Source organism: Lacinutrix sp. YIN62, assembly GCF_057219185.1.
Map to the genome: position 1 here is coordinate 225,413 of NZ_JBXVVH010000001.1, position 18,962 is coordinate 244,374.

The 18,962-nt window shown below is 31.5% G+C and carries 15 protein-coding genes; 6 read left to right on the forward strand and 9 right to left on the reverse strand.

The features are described 5' to 3' along the window. Nucleotides 1-40 precede the first annotated feature (40 nt). The 7 genes from AC2D8I_RS00940 to AC2D8I_RS00970 form a co-directional block, all read right to left on the reverse strand. Complete coding sequence (locus AC2D8I_RS00940; RefSeq protein WP_484704213.1) at nt 41-2,206, reverse strand: endonuclease MutS2; 2,166 nt, start codon at nt 2,204-2,206, stop codon at nt 41-43. A gap of 271 nt (nt 2,207-2,477) precedes the next feature. After that, nucleotides 2,478-2,759, reverse strand: coding sequence for a hypothetical protein (locus AC2D8I_RS00945; RefSeq protein WP_484704107.1), 282 nt, complete (start codon nt 2,757-2,759; stop codon nt 2,478-2,480). Nucleotides 2,760-2,915: 156 nt separating this feature from the next. Next, entirely contained in the window at nt 2,916-3,680 is a 765-nt protein-coding gene (locus tag AC2D8I_RS00950) for a TIGR02757 family protein (protein ID WP_484704108.1), read from the reverse strand. Next, nucleotides 3,673-5,376, reverse strand: a complete 1,704-nt coding sequence (locus AC2D8I_RS00955) for a DUF8201 family protein (RefSeq protein ID WP_484704109.1) — start codon at nt 5,374-5,376, stop codon at nt 3,673-3,675. The genes AC2D8I_RS00950 and AC2D8I_RS00955 overlap by 8 nt, the downstream gene beginning before the upstream one ends. 68 nt (nt 5,377-5,444) lie before the next feature. Beyond that, complete coding sequence (locus tag AC2D8I_RS00960) at nt 5,445-5,999, reverse strand: CPBP family glutamic-type intramembrane protease (RefSeq protein ID WP_484704110.1); 555 nt, start codon at nt 5,997-5,999, stop codon at nt 5,445-5,447. 3 nt (nt 6,000-6,002) lie between these two features. After that, entirely contained in the window at nt 6,003-6,668 is a 666-nt protein-coding gene (locus AC2D8I_RS00965; protein ID WP_484704111.1) for an ABC transporter ATP-binding protein, read from the reverse strand. A 51-nt stretch (nt 6,669-6,719) separates the two neighbouring features. Then, the gene (locus AC2D8I_RS00970) at nt 6,720-9,170 is read right to left on the reverse strand and encodes a DUF5916 domain-containing protein (protein WP_484704112.1); all 2,451 of its coding nucleotides are present in this window, start codon (nt 9,168-9,170) and stop codon (nt 6,720-6,722) included. A gap of 178 nt (nt 9,171-9,348) precedes the next feature. Between AC2D8I_RS00970 and msrA the strand changes: the two genes are divergently transcribed. Genes msrA through AC2D8I_RS00985 form a run of 3 tightly spaced genes read left to right on the forward strand, consistent with a single transcriptional unit; the run spans nt 9,349 to nt 10,836 of the window. Next, nucleotides 9,349-9,903, forward strand: a complete 555-nt coding sequence (gene msrA / locus AC2D8I_RS00975; protein ID WP_484704113.1) for a peptide-methionine (S)-S-oxide reductase MsrA — start codon at nt 9,349-9,351, stop codon at nt 9,901-9,903. 2 nt (nt 9,904-9,905) lie between these two features. Further along, nucleotides 9,906-10,502, forward strand: coding sequence for a GTP cyclohydrolase I FolE (gene folE / locus AC2D8I_RS00980; RefSeq protein WP_484704114.1), 597 nt, complete (start codon nt 9,906-9,908; stop codon nt 10,500-10,502). A gap of 43 nt (nt 10,503-10,545) precedes the next feature. Further along, nucleotides 10,546-10,836 (forward strand): hypothetical protein, encoded by a 291-nt coding sequence (locus AC2D8I_RS00985; RefSeq protein ID WP_484704115.1) that lies wholly within the window; start codon nt 10,546-10,548, stop codon nt 10,834-10,836. 16 nt (nt 10,837-10,852) lie between these two features. On the opposite strand, the gene AC2D8I_RS00990 is transcribed toward AC2D8I_RS00985, so the two are convergent. Together AC2D8I_RS00990 and AC2D8I_RS00995 are read right to left on the reverse strand one after the other, a co-directional pair. After that, nucleotides 10,853-11,512: a class I SAM-dependent methyltransferase gene (locus tag AC2D8I_RS00990; RefSeq protein ID WP_484704116.1), complete on the reverse strand. Its 660-nt coding sequence runs from the start codon at nt 11,510-11,512 to the stop codon at nt 10,853-10,855. 131 nt (nt 11,513-11,643) lie between these two features. Further along, entirely contained in the window at nt 11,644-12,561 is a 918-nt protein-coding gene (locus AC2D8I_RS00995; RefSeq protein WP_484704117.1) for a peptidoglycan DD-metalloendopeptidase family protein, read from the reverse strand. A 234-nt stretch (nt 12,562-12,795) separates the two neighbouring features. On the opposite strand from AC2D8I_RS00995, the gene AC2D8I_RS01000 reads away from it, so the two are divergent. The 3 genes from AC2D8I_RS01000 to AC2D8I_RS01010 all read left to right on the forward strand — a co-directional run bounded on the left by AC2D8I_RS01000 (nt 12,796) and on the right by AC2D8I_RS01010 (nt 18,855). After that, nucleotides 12,796-13,143 (forward strand): hypothetical protein, encoded by a 348-nt coding sequence (locus AC2D8I_RS01000; RefSeq protein WP_484704118.1) that lies wholly within the window; start codon nt 12,796-12,798, stop codon nt 13,141-13,143. 91 nt (nt 13,144-13,234) lie between these two features. Then, nucleotides 13,235-17,572, forward strand: a complete 4,338-nt coding sequence (locus AC2D8I_RS01005) for a CusA/CzcA family heavy metal efflux RND transporter (protein WP_484704119.1) — start codon at nt 13,235-13,237, stop codon at nt 17,570-17,572. A 47-nt stretch (nt 17,573-17,619) separates the two neighbouring features. Beyond that, complete coding sequence (locus tag AC2D8I_RS01010) at nt 17,620-18,855, forward strand: efflux RND transporter periplasmic adaptor subunit (protein ID WP_484704120.1); 1,236 nt, start codon at nt 17,620-17,622, stop codon at nt 18,853-18,855. The last annotated feature ends 107 nt before the right edge of the window (nt 18,856-18,962 follow it).

An 18,962-nucleotide genomic window follows, 5' to 3' on the forward strand; every position in this document is an offset into this window, starting at 1 on the left:
TAAATGAATGCGGTATAAAAAACAAGTCAAAGATATAAAACTATTTAAGTGCTTCGACTAATTCTAATAAATCCACATTAACATTTGTTGTGAAAATACCATAATTAACAATGGCTTTTCCTTTTTCTATGGTATCAATACTGCCTATTGCTCTACCGTCTTGCATTCTTACACGATCTCCAATTTTTAATACGGGTTTAGGAGCTTCAATTTTTATTTCTTTTCTTTTGGCTTCTTTCTTTTTTTTACGGATAACTTCAACTGTTATTTCTGCTTCTTTTTTTATTTCTATTTCTTTTGCCTTAATGGCTTTCTTTTGTTTTGTAGATACCTTTTTACGTTTAGAGTTTTCAATTTGTACCAATCTAAACAATTCAGACATTAAGTCTTTCTTTTTTTTGGTCTCAAAGTATTTTTCGCTAATATCGTTTACTTTTTGACCTAGGTAGATTAAACGTTGATTACTATCGTATAGTTCTTGATAGTTTTCTAGTTTCTTTTGTATTTTGTTATTTATAGATTCTAACTTATCGGCCTCAGTTTGTTTTTTCTTTTCGTTTACTTTAAGTGACTTGGATGTTTTTTCTAGTTTGCTACGTTCTTTTTGAAGTTTAGCTATGGTGGCATCAAAGCGTACTTTGGAGCGTTCTATTTTCTTTTTTGCACGATTTATTAAGCTATAAGGGATTCCGTTTTTTTGTGCAACTTCAAAGGTAAAAGAGCTCCCTGCTTGTCCTATAACCAGCTTGTACATAGGTTCTAATGTCCGTTCATCGAATAGCATATTGGCATTAATCATCTCTTCTTTTTCGGTTGCCAATACTTTAAGGTTAGCATAATGAGTTGTTATGATGCCAAAGGCGCTTCGTGAATAGAATTCTTCTAAAAAGGTTTCGGCTAAAGCACCTCCCAATTCAGGGTCGGACCCTGTTCCAAATTCATCAATTAAAAAAAGCGTGTTTTTATTACACTTTTTTAAGAAATAATTCATTTGTTTTAGTCTGTAACTATAGGTACTTAGGTGATTTTCAATTGATTGGTTGTCACCGATATCTGTTAATATTCTGTCGAATACACTTATTTTACTACGTTCATGTACAGGTATAAGCATCCCACTTTGAAGCATTAATTGTAATAAGCCTACCGTTTTTAGCGTGATACTTTTTCCTCCAGCATTTGGTCCAGAAATTACTATAATACGACTCTCTTTGCTAAGTTCTATAGTTTGAGGAAATGTTTTCTCTTTTAATTTTAGATTGTTTAAATAGAGTATAGGATGGTAAGCTTCTCTTAAATATAAATGCTTTTCTTCTGTAATCTCAGGAAGAATGGCATTCATAGATTTTGCATATTTAGCTTTAGCCGAAATAACGTCTATTTCTGTAAGAAAGCTTTGGTATTGTTCTAAAAGCGGTGAGAAATTCCGTAAATAATTGGTAACTTCTTTTAATATTCTAACAATTTCTTCACTCTCTTCATATTCTAAATTATTAAGCTCACGAGTATGTTGTAAGGTTGCTTCGGGTTCTATATAAACAATACTACCTGTTTTACTACCTCCCATTATGGCGCCCTTAACTTTTCGGCGATACATTGCTTTTACTGCTAAAACACGTTTGTTATCTACAACAGATTCTCTAATCTCATCTAGATATTCTAGGTTATGATACATGTTTAAGGCAGAAGTAAAACTAGAGTTTATTTTGCCTTTTAACAATCCTAAGCTTTGTCTAATTTCATATAATAAAACAGAGGCATTATTTTTTACATCTCCAAATCTATCAACAATACTGTCTACTTTTTCAATAATAGCTTTAGTGACCTCAAGAGTTGATGCATACGCATTTAACCCTGGATAATACTCTTCAAATTTTTTAAAAAAAGTAATAATTTCATTACTGGTAATTGAAATAGAAACTAATTTTTTTAAACTATGGGTTTCTAAATAGGTATTTTCAATACGTAATAATTGCAATTCTTTAGCAATAATATCGAAACCGTGATTAGGGATTCGATTATCGTTATAATAAGAGGATACATATTCATTAGTAAGCTGTAAGGCTTTAATGAGAGTGTTTTTATCTTTATATGGCGATATGTCTAGAGCTTTTGCATGTCCTAAATTTGTGATGCAATACTCACTTACTTGTTGCAAAACAGTAGAGAATTCTAAATCTTGCAATATTTTATTGTGAATGTTTATCATTTTCCCTTTCCTTAATTTCATTCAAGGAATTTTTCTTTATTATCGTGACTTTTTTCTATACAACAAAGTTACGGATTAGAAACGGAATTTATATACTTTAAGGAGGCGTAGGTTTATTTTACTTAATTGTTTTAAGTTCACACAAAAAACAATAATTTCTGTGTGAACGCTTATTAAGAGTATACATCTATTTCTGTAATACTAGACTATATGAGGTAAGTTAATTAATATTTATACGTTTGTATTTGTAAATATATATATTGTATTTAAGCTATTTATCGCCCATAAAAGTTTCAAACTTTTTTATAGCTACAAAAAAATCTTTCTTTTCTTTTATGTCTTGCAATTTTAATTGGAAAAGGACCTGACTATTAAAAAAATTGTAAGAGCATTCTAAAGGTGTGAAAAAGTCTTCTAATTCGATATAGCTTAATAAAATACTAACAGCATTATAAACATCATTTTTATTTTTAATAGAAATATTTTTAATATCTAATTTATCATGAAAAACAGTTTTAATGTGTGATTTATTGAATTGAAAAGAGTGCTTCATTTAATATTAGTTGGTTTGGTTTTGTTAGGATATAAACAAATATATAAAAACAAACATTAGACAACCATACGCAAGTTAAAGAAATAGAGGAACGGCTTAATATTTAGTTAATAGGTTATATTTTGATTGTTTATAGGTGAAATAACTGATTAAAAATCAAAAATCTTCAAAAATACCTAAGCCAAAAAGCGCAAAGTCATATTTTGAAGGGTCATCAGGATCTAGTGTTTTAAGTGCCATATCTAATTCTAATACTGATTTTCCATCATTTTGTTTACGCTTAAGTAATCCTAATTTTCTAGCTACATTACCAGAATGGACATCTAAAGGGCAAGATAAAAGGGTAGGAGAAATACTTTCCCAAAGACCAAAATCTACTCCAGAATTATCCTTGCGTACCATCCAGCGTAAAAACATATTGATTCTTTTTGCTGCCGAGTTTTTAAAAGGATCACTGATATGTTTTTGTGTACGTTGTAAATGTTCGATTTCAAAAAAATGTTGTTTAAAATAATGAATAGCTGTTTGTAAAGAGTACTTATTGGTATATTTAGCGAATACGGCTTCTAGACCGTTATGGGCGTTATAAATATGTTGTAAGCCTTGTATAAAAGTGATAAAATCTAAACCGTTAAAAGTACGGTGAACAAATGGTTTTAGTTGTTCTAGATCTGTTTTTTTGTGATTTATTACAAAATCATAAGGGGAGTGATCCAACAGTACCATCATTTTATTCGCATTGTTAATAATACTCTTACGGTTGCCCCAAGCAATTGTTGCACTTAAAAATCCAGAAATTTCAATATCTTCTGTTTTACTAAACTGATGTGGGATTAATATGGGGTCGCTCTCAATAAAATTTATAGTATTATATTGTTCGACTTTTAAGTCCAGGAAGTCTTTAAGCTCTGCTTTAGTCATCTAAAAGGTTTTTAGAGTAAAAGCCATCTTCTAAATTGTCTCCTCGTAATTGCGGAATACTATTAAAATAGGTGCTAAAATAATCGAGTTGTTGTTCGTTTAGGGCGGGTAAAGGAAGGTCTCCTGTTCCCCAAAAGAAATCAATTTTAGTAGGCGTTTTTAGTTGTAGGTTTTCTATGGTTAGAATTTCAAAATCGGTACTGTATCTTGTGTTTTTATGAGGAGTAATAAGGTAGCTAAAGGCAAATGTACTTGAGACTGTATGGTATTTTGTATTTGTTAAATTAGAATGATTAACAGGATAAAATAAAGGGATTGCCGTTAGTATTAAGGCGCTAATAATAGCCATGTTTATAAGCTTTTTTTGTTTTAAAAACAAAGCGAAACTAATTAATATAAATAACATTAAGAACGAAAAATAAAACCGGTATTGCGGTGCTAATGTAAATAAGATAAAAAGATTCAATAGCGCTAAACCATAAATATAAAGCATCGCACTTTTATACTTATATTTCCAAATAATAAAAGGGAAAACGCTTATAAATAATAGCATTAATTTATTGAAGAAACCATGGAGTTTGGGTAAAGTAAGCCATTTTTTTAAAAGCGTTATTGTTGTTGCATTTTCATAAGCTTCAATCGTTAGGCCAAAACCACTTGCTTTTGAATAATTTGTAATATACGTTACGATGCTTTTAGGGAGACTCCAACTCGTGTTCAAGGCTTTAAAGTTAGGTAAGGGGTAAATAATATTCCCTGTAAGGATACTGTTTTTAACAACCAATAAAACCAATGCAATACAGCCTATACTAAGTATTAAAGGGCTTGATTTTTTGGTTATTTTATAATATTTACAATAAATAATAAGTCCAAGAAGCATGATAAAAACTCCAGAAAGCTTTACCAAAGAAGAAAAAATGGATAGTATTACTATGGTTAAAAAGGCTTCCTTATTATAGCTAGAAAAACAAATAATGAATTGATGAAAAACAATTAAGGCTATAGTATAAATGGCGATATCGGCAGAAGGCGCCCCAATAAATTGAAAGAAGAATACGTTTAATAAAGGGAATAATCCTATAATGAGATCTAGAGGATCCTTTGTTTTGCTTTGCTTATATATGTTTAATCTAGTAAAGGCATAAAAGTTAGCAAGTAATAAACAAAAGCCACTAATATCATTTAAAGCGTGGTAGGCATAATAAAAATTAAAAGCACTCTGTAAAATATGCCAACCAGAGGTTTGGCCTAAAAACAAATGCAGATTAACTAAACCTTTTACAAAACCATAATTATTAAGCCATTTAATAGTTTGGATGTAGTATGATTCGTTATCAATAATAAAAGGAGGTGATGCGCATTGCGCTAAGGCTAATAGTATTAATACAAAAAAAATAGCTTTAAAAAAAGAAGAAAACTGATTAAAGGATTGCTTTATGTTTAATAATTCTTTTTTTATGGGAGTTTTAAAAGCGAATAATAAAAGAGAAATGAGGAGTATTTGTATGACTTGATAAGTGCCATTAACAGGAAAAAAGATAGCCCAAAAACCTGTAAAAAGAGTAACACCAAAAAGCCCAAAAAGTAATATAATTATACTATCTAAGTCATTTAGTTTTAGGAGGTGTTTTATAGAAACACCAATAATTAAACTTGTTATAAAAACATAACACCAAGAAAATAGTATTAAAAGCATTATGGGGTGTATTGGTTTGCTAAAGGCAATTTACAAATAGTTTATTAATTCATTAATACGAACTAATTTTAAATAGTCATAAATAGAACACCAGGGATAATTAACATTGCATTATAAGTCATATGGAGTAAGATAGCATAGGCTATTCCTAATTTTACTCTTAAATAACCTAAAATTAGACCTAAACAAATTTGTGGCGCCACCAAAACTGGAGACAAGAGTATAATATTAAACGTTAATTCGTAATTAGAAATGTGTATATAACCAAATATTAACGCAAAGGTGTAAAAAATATATTTAAACTTTTTTTTTGATTTAGAAAATAGGATTAAAGGGGCTCTAAAAACACATTCTTCAATAATAGGCGCTGCTATAGCTGCTATAAATATAACCATTAATGGACTGTATTTTTCAAAGAGTTTGTTTGAAGCATGATCCGCAAGACTTATGCCTGTGCTAAGCGATAAAACACCAATAAGTATGGCTAATAAAAACCCTATAATTAAGGATATAATAAGGGTATGAGATACAATTATAACTTTATTCTTTATCGAAAGTGTTTTAATAGGAATGGCATCTGGAGCTCTTAAATAATGTATAATAGTGTTAAAGGTTGAGATCATAAATTAATGGTCTACAATTTGTCCATCTACCATTGTGAGTTTTCGGTCTGCCAAATTAGCTAAATCTTCATTATGAGTAACAATTACAAAAGTTTGACCAAATTGATCTCTTAATTTAAAAAATAAATTATGAAGGTTTTCGGCACTTTCGCTATCTAAATTTCCAGAAGGTTCATCTGCAAATATGAGTTCTGGATTGTTTATTAATGCACGAGCTACAGCGACCCGTTGTTGTTCGCCACCAGACAATTCATTGGGTTTATGGTGATAACGATGCGATAATCCTAAGAAATCTAAAAGTTCTTTAGCACGTTTTTGGGCTTCAGTTTTAGATGTTTTTTTTATGAAAGCAGGAATACAAACATTTTCTAAAGCTGTAAATTCTGGCAATAATTGGTGGAATTGAAAAATAAAACCAATATGTTCGTTTCTAAATTGTGCTAGACCTTTTTCTGTTAAAGTATTGATCTCTTTTTTATTAATAACCAAAGAACCATTATCTGTTTGTGAAATTTTATCTAGGGTGCCTAAAATTTGTAAAAGAGTCGTTTTTCCGGTACCAGAAGCGCCAACTATAGAAACAACTTCCCCGCTTTTTATATGAAGATCTATTCCTTTAAGAACATGTAGATCGTCATAGTATTTGTGAATATTATTAGCTTTAATCATTTTAAAAATTTAATGTTTCAAAATACTACTTTAACATTAGATGTACAACTATTAAATGGTATTAGATTTTTTTGAAAATATGTTTTTAAGATTGTTATAATCAATGAAATAGACTACTTTCAAGGAAAAAGTATGACCAATGGATTGATCTAATAATTCATCTAAGCTCTCATTGTAACTTTGTGTACCGTTTTCATTAGAGTTAAAAATACGATTTCTATATTGAGCCGTAAGCAAACTTCCGGGTGCAAATTGACAGGAATATGTTAGGTTTAGATTCCATGTACTAAAATTAACATCTGGGTCTGAAACATCACTTTTAATATAATTATTTTCCTTAGTTAAACGCCCGTTTTCTTTTAAAGCAAATAAGTCCTCTTCGTATTGAACGGATGCCCAATAATTTCTAAAACTAAGTATGATACCATGAAAAGAATTGAAATTATAATTAGCAGAAATACTATTCTCAATAGTGATTTGATCACGTTGGCCATAAATAATATCGGTTATATTAGTGTCATCGGTATCTATATAACCTCGTTCTTTTAATTCTGTATCGTATTTAAACGAATAAGTCATAACAAACTTATCTCTAAGCTTTAATCTAGGCTCTATATCAAAGAAATAACTATTGTAGTTTCTGTCTTTTTCAAACAGGGTTTCATATCCTAAACGGGCGTCTAAAGCAAACGTTTTATTATAGTTAGAGGAGATCCAAACATCTGTATTTAACCAATTTTCAGAAATAAAATAACGACCATCTTCTCTAGGCCCAAAGTAATCATATTGCTTCCCAGGATTAGTTCCTAAAAAACCACCAAAGGCCATCAAAGTTCTTTTATGATTGGCAAAAAAATTAACATTAAAGTTTTTACCCGTGTATGTATTAGGTTTGTGTAGGTAATTAACATTTGCATTTACATTAAATCTAAACTCATTTAGTGTTTTAGTAGGTTCAAAAATACGATAGTTAGCATTAGCTCTAAAGGCGCTAAAATTATTTCTAAATTGAAGCCCCATATCATTGATATCATACTTTTTATCAGCGAGTTCATGTTCTACCGAAAAGCGGTATTTACCACTGTTTTTTCCGAAACCCAAACGACTACTAAAGCCATTTTGATTCCCATCGGTTAAATTTAAAGCACTCATTTTTGCTTCTGCAATTAAGCCATAAGTGTTTTTTTGGTTTATTAAATCGAAAAGTAGTCCGGTTACATTTGCATCTCTAAAAGGACCTTCTCTTGTTACGTTTGTATTGATTAGACTTACAGAGGAGTTTTTGTTAAATTGCTGATCTACCACTAGAATATTATAATTGGCCAATGGTTCTACTACTGCCGTTCGAGTTTTTTTAGTAATCGTATCTATAATTGTTATTTCTGTGTTTTCTGTTATAGCATTAAAAAAACCTATTCCTAATCCATCTTTTGTACGTCCAGAAACTTTAATAGCATTTAAGGTATTCACTTTTTTAGGCAAATCACCTTCTAGATCTTCATTATCAAGTAACTCACCTTCTTCACTAGGCTTGCCTCCTATACGTCTAGAATAAAATAAATTGCCTTTTCCAAAGAGATCTACCCCTTCTTTAAAAAATTGACGTTGTTCCGAAAATTGCTGTTCAAAAGGGCCCAGGTTTAATTCTACATCATCAAAGGCTGCTTGGCTAAAATCGGGAATAAGTGTTGCATCCAAAGTAAAGTTCTCTGTAAGGCCGTATTTAATATCTAAGCCCAGATTATAATCTTCTTTAGTCTCTCCATTAAAGCGATCTACAACGGCAGAAGCAAAAGGGTAAAAGCTTAAACGCGTAGGAGGTTGTAAATTTTTAAGACCTATCAATTCGGCATTATATAATCCAATATTGCCTTTTGTAGGATCTATAGGACTCCAAGTATATTGTGACCGATTATTTCTAAAATGACGATGAAACTGAATCCCCCAAGTTGGGTTTTCTTGTTTAGTAAAACGTAATGCACTGTAAGGTATTTTAACTTCTAGAACCCAACCATCGTCTACAAGTTTTACGGCGCTTTCCCAAACGGCATTCCAACCAAAATCTTCACCATTACTAGGGGACGCAACAGCATCGGCTTGTGTACCAGAACTAAAGATAAAAAACTCAGTGTCATTTTGAGCATCATTGTTTGGGTTTAAAATAATACTAAAAAAATCAGATTGTCCAAAATTATCTCTTTGTGTGAACTGGCGCATAATCTCATCTGGATTATCTTTTAAATATGCAGAAACAAAAATAGCATTATCATTATATGTCATTTTTACTATTGTTTTTTTGCTTTCTGGAAGTAATTCACCTATATCTGGTCGAAATTGAATGAAATCTGTAGCTATTTGAGCAGTTCCCCATATGGGATCGTCTAAAACACCATCTATAATAGGAGCTGTTTGTGTGCGTGTAATATGGTACACTTTTTTATTTTGCGCGTTTATAATAACTGAGAATAATAGAGCAGTAATGAGTAGGGATAAGTGCTTCATTAGGTTATGGTTGATTAATGATTGATAGTGTATAGACTGCTTTTTTTTTTAATTGTTGCAAGTCTAAGTTGCAAAACTACTTTTGTTGTTAAATTTTTTTCATAAATTAAAGTTAAAAAAAGGCTTTAAAGTAAGGAGAATCCATAAAAAGAGACTTATTTTTAACAAAATTTACAGTATGAAAATTGGGGAAAGTGAGATTGCTACATTTGCAAATGGATGCTTTTGGTGTACAGAAGCTGTTTTTAACAGAGTAGAAGGCGTAGAAAAAGTTATTTCAGGTTATACAGGAGGTTTTATAAAGCAGCCACCTTATCGAGAGGTATGTTCAGGTAGAACAGGTCATGCAGAAGGGATACAAATCTATTTTAACCCTCTGTTAACTTCATTTAGAACCTTATTGGAGATTTTTTTTGCTACGCATGATCCGACTACTTTAAATAGACAAGGTGCAGATGTTGGCACGCAATACAGATCTGCTATTTTTTATCATTCAGAAACACAAAAACAAGAAGCAATTCAGTTTATAAATCTATTAGAATCGGAGAACGTATTTGACTCTAAGATTGTAACAGAAATAACGCCTTTTGATATATTTTATAATGCTGAAGAAGACCACCAATCGTTTTATGAAAGAAATAAAACGCAACGGTATTGTCAATTTGTAATAGATCCAAAAATTAATAAATTAAAAACATATTATAGCGATAAGCTAAAAGAAAAAACACTATAAATATGCCTTACAAGAAGTTTGAAGAATATAGTATGAAAGTAACAGATGATGTTAGAGAACGTTATAAAAACATTATTGAAGATTTAGGGGAAGATACTAAACGTGATGGTTTAATAAAAACACCAGAACGTGCAGCGAAAGCAATGCAATTCTTAACACAGGGATATGAACAGGATGCTGCCGAAATTTTAAGAAGCGCAATGTTTAAAGAGTCATATAATGAAATGGTAATTGTTAAGGATATTGAATTGTACTCGCTTTGCGAACATCATATTTTACCTTTTTTTGGAAAAGCACATATTGCGTATATTCCTAATGGACATATTGTAGGATTAAGTAAATTACCACGAATTGTAGATGTTTTTTCTAGGCGATTACAAGTACAAGAGCGTTTAACAGAGCAAATTTTAGATTGTATTAACGATACACTAAAACCAGAAGGTGTTGCGGTTGTAATAGAAGCATCACATATGTGTATGATGATGCGTGGCGTGCAAAAACAAAATTCTACCACCACAACATCTGGATTTAGAGGTGCATTTAAAAACATTGAAACGCGTACGGAATTTCTAAAATTAATAACGTCTAATTTATCTTAATTCATTTTTTTTAATGTTATTTACTATGTGAAATGAAATTAAAATGAATTTAGAGGCAACAAATAAGTACGTTAAATTGTTAATGAGTCTGTGTTTTGACGCCATGGGGTATGTGTCTTTTATATTCCCTCCATTTGATATTCTTTGGGCGCCGCTTTCAGCTTATTTAATGACTAAGTTATATAAAGGGAAGCCTGGGAGAATAGCAGCTGTTTTTTCTTTTATTGAAGAAGCATTACCAATGTTAGATGTTATTCCTACATTTTCAATGATGTGGTTGTACACCTATGTTTTTAAGCAAAAAAAGACAAAACTAATGACAGAAGATCATTAAGTGCTTTTAGTTATTACTAAAAATTTTTATAGAGAGTAGTTACTATAATGCCCTTGTTATTTTTTAAAATAACAGATGATAATTGAATTTCTTCTTTTGGGTTATAGTTAAAAGGAGGCTTTAATAAATTTAAACCACTCTGTTTTTTTAATCTAGTGCCTTGTCCTGAAAGAATATCTTTATTCGGTAAGAAAGACTCTTTAGGGAGGTGTTCTGTTAAAATGATATATTTAAAGTCATCTAATTTACTAATTATACGCTGTATTTCAGCATTCGATAAATGTTGTAATACTTGTCTTAAAATGATACAATCACCAGTAGGTAAATCGTCTGTTGAAATGTCTAAACAATGGAACTCTAAGTTTTCAGCATTAAATGTTTTCTTATTGTGTGCTATAAGTGTTGGTACTATATCTATGGCGATATACCGACTAGTGTATTTTACAAGTTCTTTTCCAATATTAAAATCGCCACAACCCAGATCACAGACAACAAGAGGAGGCTTAAACGATGTTAAAAAGGATGTTATGGCCGCTATATATGGATTTATAATGTCTGGGTGGTGTGAGCCTTCTCCTGAATAAAAATCGGATTCGTTAGCACCCCAAAGATTCATTTCATAAACTTGCTGCATCGCCGCTTTAGTTGGCCAAGGTTTTTTTTCTTTTTTTTTCATAAGCATAATATATATTAAATGAGCGTAATTAAGCGCTATTCTCTAAAAGTTATATTTATTAATCTTAAAACTTAGTAATAAAATATAAAAGCATACTATTTTTATAAGGCTTTACCACTTATTATTAACGCTTAGGGAGTTAAAATTAGTTTTTGGCCTACTTTAAGAATACTGGTTTTTCTTATAGCATTATTTTTACATAAGCTAACCATAGGAACTTGATACTTATTTGATATTTTAGAGAGTGTATCACCACGTCTTACGGTGTATATTTTTTTTTGATTTTGATCGCTAGAGAGTGCTTCATCATAAGTTGTACAAAGCGTAATCTTACTTTGCCGTTTAGAATTATGAATAAAAGGTGTAGCCCATTTTTTAGAGACCCAGATGTTTTTTGCTCTTATTTTATTTTGCTTTCCAAAGTCGAATAAGTATTCTGGGTTTATTCGAATGCCTTTATAACTTATTTCAAGATGTAAATGACTTCCTCTTGCATTCCCTGTTGTACCACCTTTACCAATAATTTGTCCTTTTTTAACAAAATCATTTACTTTTACTAGCTGTTTAGATAAGTGCGCATAGGTTGTTTCTAAGCCATTAAAATGGCGAATCACAATGGTTTTACCATGACCAGCACGCGTTTTTACATAACGCACTTTACCGTCTAGCATCGCTATAACATTATCTCCTGTAATTAAATCAATATCTAGTCCTTTATGTGCCTTTTTGTTTCGCCATCCATAATGAGACGTTATGATCTTGTTGCGTTCTATAGGAGATGCAAATAAGGTATCTAAAAACGAAATATGAAAAGGGTACGTTTTTATGTGATTCTCGTAAGGATTAAAATTAATTGTATCCCAGTGTGCTAACTTTTCCTTTTTACCATAATTACTATGTTTTATAGCTGTTGAATCTCCATTTTTTATGAACTCATAGAGTTTTAGAATAGAAACACTATTGTTTTTTGAGATATAGATGTTTTTGTTCTGACTATATCCTTTAGAATAAAAAAACATAGAGCAAATGAGTATGGTAATTAATTTCATAAAGAGATTAACGGCATAAAAACCCCATAATTGCCTTTTAGGTTTTAATTAACAATATCAATTTTAGACTAAATATTACTTAAAATAATATAATACGAATTCGATTTATAAGTATGTTACGCGTTTTTAAAGTGCTTATTATTAATAAAACGTTTTACAATGCCATCACGTTAATTTTATTTCTACTTTTGTATTGTGAAAATTATCGCAGTCATACTATCTATGTTAACCTTAATGTCATCTACATTTTCATATGGCGATACATTTATTTTAGATACTGATAAAAGGATTCCCGAGTCTCATCTAATCGATGGGACTGCGATTCATGAAAATCACCATATTGATACTACAGAACACAAACAACACCATAATGAAACAGGTGAAGGGCATTCTGAGAATTCAAATTGTGGCGATGAATGTCACTTTTGTATTTGTACTTGTACCGCTCACAATATAGTGCCTTCTGTTTATAAAATGACTCATTTTAATTTAGAAGCTGTAAATTCTAAAATAGATGTCAATTATATTTCCTTGTATTCTAATCGTTATTTAGATTACATATTCCAACCGCCGCAATTTTAATTTAAACACTTGTTTTTACAAGACTCTTATCATTAATAACTTTTAAAATAATAAGAGTTATTATCTGTCTATAAATTAAAATTAAAATTAAATGATTAATAAACTTATTGCGTTTTCAATCAATAACAAATTTGTTATTGCATTGTTTACTTTAGCATTAATTGCTGGAGGAATCTATAGCGTTAAACATGTTCCTGTAGATGCTGTTCCAGATATTACAAATAACCAGGTTCAAATTATTACGCAAGCACCAAATCTAGGGACCGAAGATATAGAGCAATTTATTACGTATCCTGTAGAAATCGCTGTAGCTAATTTACCAGAAGTAACAGAGATCCGTTCTATTTCTAGATTTGGTTTGTCTGTGGTAACTATTGTCTTTAGTGATGCGTTAGATACGTATTTGCCCCGACAGTTAGTGTCCGAAAAATTAAGTGAGATTCAAGCGAATATCCCAGAGGGTTTTGGAGTCCCATTTATGGGGCCTATTTCTACTGGTTTGGGAGAGATCTACCAATATACATTAGACGTTGCACCCGAATTTAAAAAAGAATATGATGCTACAAAATTAAGAACCATTCAAGATTGGATTATTCGGAGGCAAATGGCTATGGTTCCAGGAGTTGTAGAAGTTAATGCCTTTGGCGGTCATGCGAAACAATACGAAGTTTCTATAGACCCCAATACGTTAAAAGCTATAGGTATAACCATAAACGATGTTTATAAAGCCTTAGAAAACAATAATCAAAATACGGGAGGTGCCTATATAGAAAAAAATCATCAAGCCAATTTTATTAGAGGCGAAGGGCTGGCGCGAACATTAGATGATATTAAAAATATAGTGGTTACTAATAAAGACGGAATCCCTATTACTATAAAAACGATAGGGACTGTTCAATATGGAAAAGCAACACGTTATGGAGCCTTAACTAAAAATGGAGAAGGAGAAGCTGTTGGAGGGATGATTCTAATGCTAAAAGGGGCGAGTACAGATGCTGTTGTAAAGGCAGTAGCAAAACGAATGGAGCAGATACAAAAATCACTGCCAGAAGGGGTGACTATAAAACCCTTTTTAGATAGAAGTAAACTTATTGCTAATACGACTTCTACAGTAAGAAATAATTTGATTGAAGGCGCTTTAATCGTTGTTTTTATCCTTGTTTTTTTCTTAGGGAATTGGAGAGGCGGGCTAATTGTAGCTTCTACAATTCCGTTATCCTTACTCTTTGCTTTTATTTTAATGCATGTTTTTGATGTTTGGGCAAATTTAATGAGTTTGGGTGCTATAGATTTTGGTATTATTGTAGATGGCGCAGTTATTATTGTTGAAAGTACGGTCTTTTTTCTGTATCAACGTATGAAAAAAGGAGCTGAAATTTCTTCAAAAATAAGAGATGAAGTAACCTATAAATCGTCCTCAAAAATGATGAATACCGCCTTTTTTGGACAATTTATAATCCTTATCGTTTTCTTGCCAATCTTAGCATTAGAAGGTGTTGAAGGAAAGATGTTTATCCCTATGGCATTAACCTTTAGCTTCGCTATGATTGGAGCTATGGTGTTATGTTTAACTTATGTTCCAATGATTACGGCAGTGTTTTTAAGAGTGCCTAAAACCGAAAAAAAATATTGGGGAGATAAAATAGTATATAGATTAGAAAATATTTATGAAAAAGGATTATTAAAGGTTTTAAAAAGGGGGAGAATAGTAGTTGTTTCTTCTGTAATACTATTGGCAATAGCTGTTTTCTCGTTTACAAGAATGGGAGGTGAATTTATTCCGCAGTTAGATGAAGGCGATATGGCATTTCACGCTATTTTAAAACCAGGGAGCTCTTTATCTGAAACAATAGCAACTACAACTAAAATAGAAAACATTGTAAAAGCTAATTTTCCGGAAGTTAAAGATATAATTAGCCGTATTGGAGTGGCCGATGTTCCTACCGATCCTATGCCAATGGATATTGCCGATGTGTTTGTTATTTTAAAACCTATTTCAGAATGGACAAATGCTTCAACCAAGGAAGAACTTATAGATAAAATAAAAGAAAAGGTTGAGGAAATCCCTGGTGTTAATTATGAATTTACGCAGCCTATAGAGATGCGTTTCAATGAGCTAATAACAGGAGTTCGAGAAGATATAGCAGTGAAATTGTATGGAGAGGATTTGAATGTTCTTGCTAAAAAAGCAGCAGAAATGGGTAAAATTATAGCTACGGTAAAAGGGGTTGCAGATATGAAAATAGAAGCAACTTCAGGACAGCCACAAATTACTATTGAGTATAATCGAAATAAAATTGCGCAATATGGTTTGCAAATAAATGAACTTAATAATTTAATTCAAACCGCTTTTGCTGGTGGTGTTGCAGGAACCATTTTTGAAGGTGAAAAGCGTTTTGATTTAGTGGTGCGATTAAAAGAAGAATTACGTCAAGACTTAAATAGCGTAAAACATTTGTTTGTAACCTTACCTAATGGCTCTCAGATTCCATTAAAAGAAGTTGCAACAATAAGTTATAAGGCTGGACCAATGCAAATTAGTAGAGATAACACGAATCGTAGAACTTATGTTGGGATTAATGTTAGAGGACGTGATATTAAATCGTTGGTAGAAGAAATTAAACAAAAAATAGAAGCGAATGTAGTCTTGCCATCGGGTTATTATGTAAGATATGGTGGGGCTTTTGAGAACTTAGAACGGGCAACAAGCAAGTTAAAAACTGTCGTTCCTATAGCGTTAGGACTTATTTTTATTCTGATCTACTTTGCATTGAAATCGCTTAAGCAAACCCTTATGATTTACATCGCTATTCCCTTAGCAACAATTGGCGGAATTTTTTCCTTAATGGTTCGTGATATGCCATTTAGTATTTCTGCTGGCGTGGGATTTATTGTGCTTTTCGGTGTGGCCGTTCTTAATGGATTAGTGCTTATAGATGGATTTAACGAACTTAAAAGGGAAGGGGTTTTAGATGTAAATGAACGTATTAGAAAAGGGACACGTAGGCGTATTCGCCCCATACTTTTAACCGCTTTAACAGATATGTTAGGCTTTTTACCCATGGCATTATCTGTAACATCGGGAGCAGAAGTACAACGCCCTTTAGCAACCGTAGTAATAGGAGGGTTACTAACATCGACATTATTAACGTTATTCGTAATTCCTATTTTATATAAATGGATTGAAAATCAAGAAAAAAATAAAATGAAATTAAAGAAACCAGATACTGTAGTAGCGACACTAATAGTGTTCTGTTTTTTATCTGTATCTCAAGCACAACAACAAAACATTTCAATAGAAGAGGCTGTAGTATTAGCTGAAAATAATTATCCTTCATTAAAATCGGCAAAGCTTTCAATAGAAAAAGAAATGGCCTTAAAAACCTTAGCTTGGGATTTTGGTGATACTGCATTTTTTAGTTCAGGCGAGGAGATTGGAAATGGAAATGACCCAACTTACACTACTATAGGAATAGGGCAAAGTAATATCGCTGTTTTTGGAATTTCCTCTAAGACTAAATTAGCTAATGAAAATATTAAGTTAGCAGAAGTTAATTTAGAATTAAGTGCATTAGAGTTAAAACAGAAAGTACAAATGGCTTGGGTTAAAGTTTATGTTGCTCGTAAAATATATAACTCGTATGTTGAAATAGACTCCGTTTTTTTAGGTTTAAATAGGGCTGTAGATTTACGATATGAGACAGAAGCCATTTCTAAACTAGAGTATAGCACTACACGTAATCAAGGAAAGCAAATTCAAATTCAAAAAACAACAGCTTATACGGCATATCAAATTGCAATACAAGAATTCAATCAATGGTTTTTTCAAGATAAAACGGTTTATGATGTGGTTTTAACTCCTGTTAATGCTTTTGAAGAAGAATTATTAACAACACAAGAGTTTATAGAAGATCATCCGTTAGCTAAGTATTGGGAAGGGGAGTTAAATGTAGCAAAAGCAAAGACTAAAGTTGTAAATTCTCAGTTTTTGCCCAAATTGTCAGCACAATATGGGTTTCAGAAAATAGGAAGTCAATCAGGGTTTAATAGTTATCAAATAGGTTTTAAAATCCCACTTATATTTAATAAAACGAAAGGGAATAGTAAAGCTTCTAAAATAGAGACAGAAATTATTAGTCAAAATAACAAAATAAAAGAGATGCAATTGCAGCGCATGTTCAATTCAAAACTAGCACAATTTGAGCAAGCACAAAGTAATTGGATATATTATAAAGAAGAAGCGCTACCTCTAGCAGTGGAACTTCGCAATGGGACTATTTTATCGTATAAGGAAGGCGCAATGGATTATCTAGAGTTCCTACAAAATATGAGGCATGCTATAGAGTTAGAAATAGATACCTGGAAAGCGCTTCAAGCTTACTTAAAAAATAAAATACAACTTTCTTATTTTTTAATTACAAAACCATAGTAAAGAATGTGTTGAATCTAAATTCAATACTAAAAAACATAATAATAATGAATAATAAATTGAATAGATACAGTATTATAATACTAATAATTGTTATTAACTTAACAAGTTGTAAACCCCATAATGATGCAGATTCTCATAATCATAATGAAAAAAGAAAACTCATAGAAAATAAAACCTCTAATAATGATGAATCGCATCATGAAGAAGAAAACACTCATAGTGAAGCATTGCGATTAACGCAAGATCAAGTGAGTATGCTAAATATTAAGATAGATACTATTCCAAAGCGAGCTATGAGTGGGGCTATTCAAGTTAATGGAATATTAGGAGTCCCTCCTCAAAATGAAGCTATAGTAACCACGACTTTAGGGGCTAATATAAGGCGCATTAAAGTGGTAGAAGGCGATAAAGTAAAGAAAGGACAAGTCTTAGCATATATTAGTCATCCACGAATTATTGAATTGCAAACAGACTATTTACAATCGTATAATAAACTTACTTTTTTAGAGCAGGATTATAATAGGCAAAAAAAATTATATGATGCTAATGTTGGTTCAGGGCGCGATTATGAACAAGCTAAATCGGCCTTTTCAAGTGCTAAAGGGCTAACCTTAGGTTATGAAAGTCAATTAGTACTGTTAGGCCTGTCTCCCCAAGAAATAAAAGCAGGAAAAATAGCACAAGTAGCACCAGTACGTAGTCCTATTGAAGGGTTTATTGAAAAGGTACTTATTAAATCGGGGCAATATGTACAACCAGAAACGGCTTTATTCGAAGTTGTAAATATAGAACATATTCATGCCGATTTAATGGTTTTTGAAAAAGACATTAATAAAGTTAAAAATGGTCAATTAGTAAAATTTAATGTAGAAGCATTAGGAAAAAAGGAAATGACTGCAAAAATTTATGCGATAGGTAAATCTTTTGAAGAAGGACCAAAAGCCTTACATATTCATGCTGAAATAGAGAATAAAGATAAAAATTTAATACCGGGAATGTATGTCAATGCCCGTATTCTTACTGAAGATCATTTAGAACAAGCATTGCCAGAAGATGCTATATTTCAAGATGGTGAGCGGTTTTATGCCTTTAGTGTAGAAAAAGAGGCGAATGGAATATGGGGCTTTAGGCCTCAAGAAATTATTATTAAATCTGTAAATGAGGGATTCGTAGCGTTTAGTTTTTTTAACAAAAGGAATAAGAATACTTTAATAGCACAAAGTGGGGCTTATTATTTAATGGCAGAATTAAAGAAAGGGGAAGCAGAACATTCGCATTAAGCTAGCTAGTCTTGAAAATAGTTATAAGAAGGTATGGAGTACTAAAAAAGGTGTTATTTCTGTATTTGAAGTATGTTCAAAAGCCTTTCGTTTGGATATTGCTAACA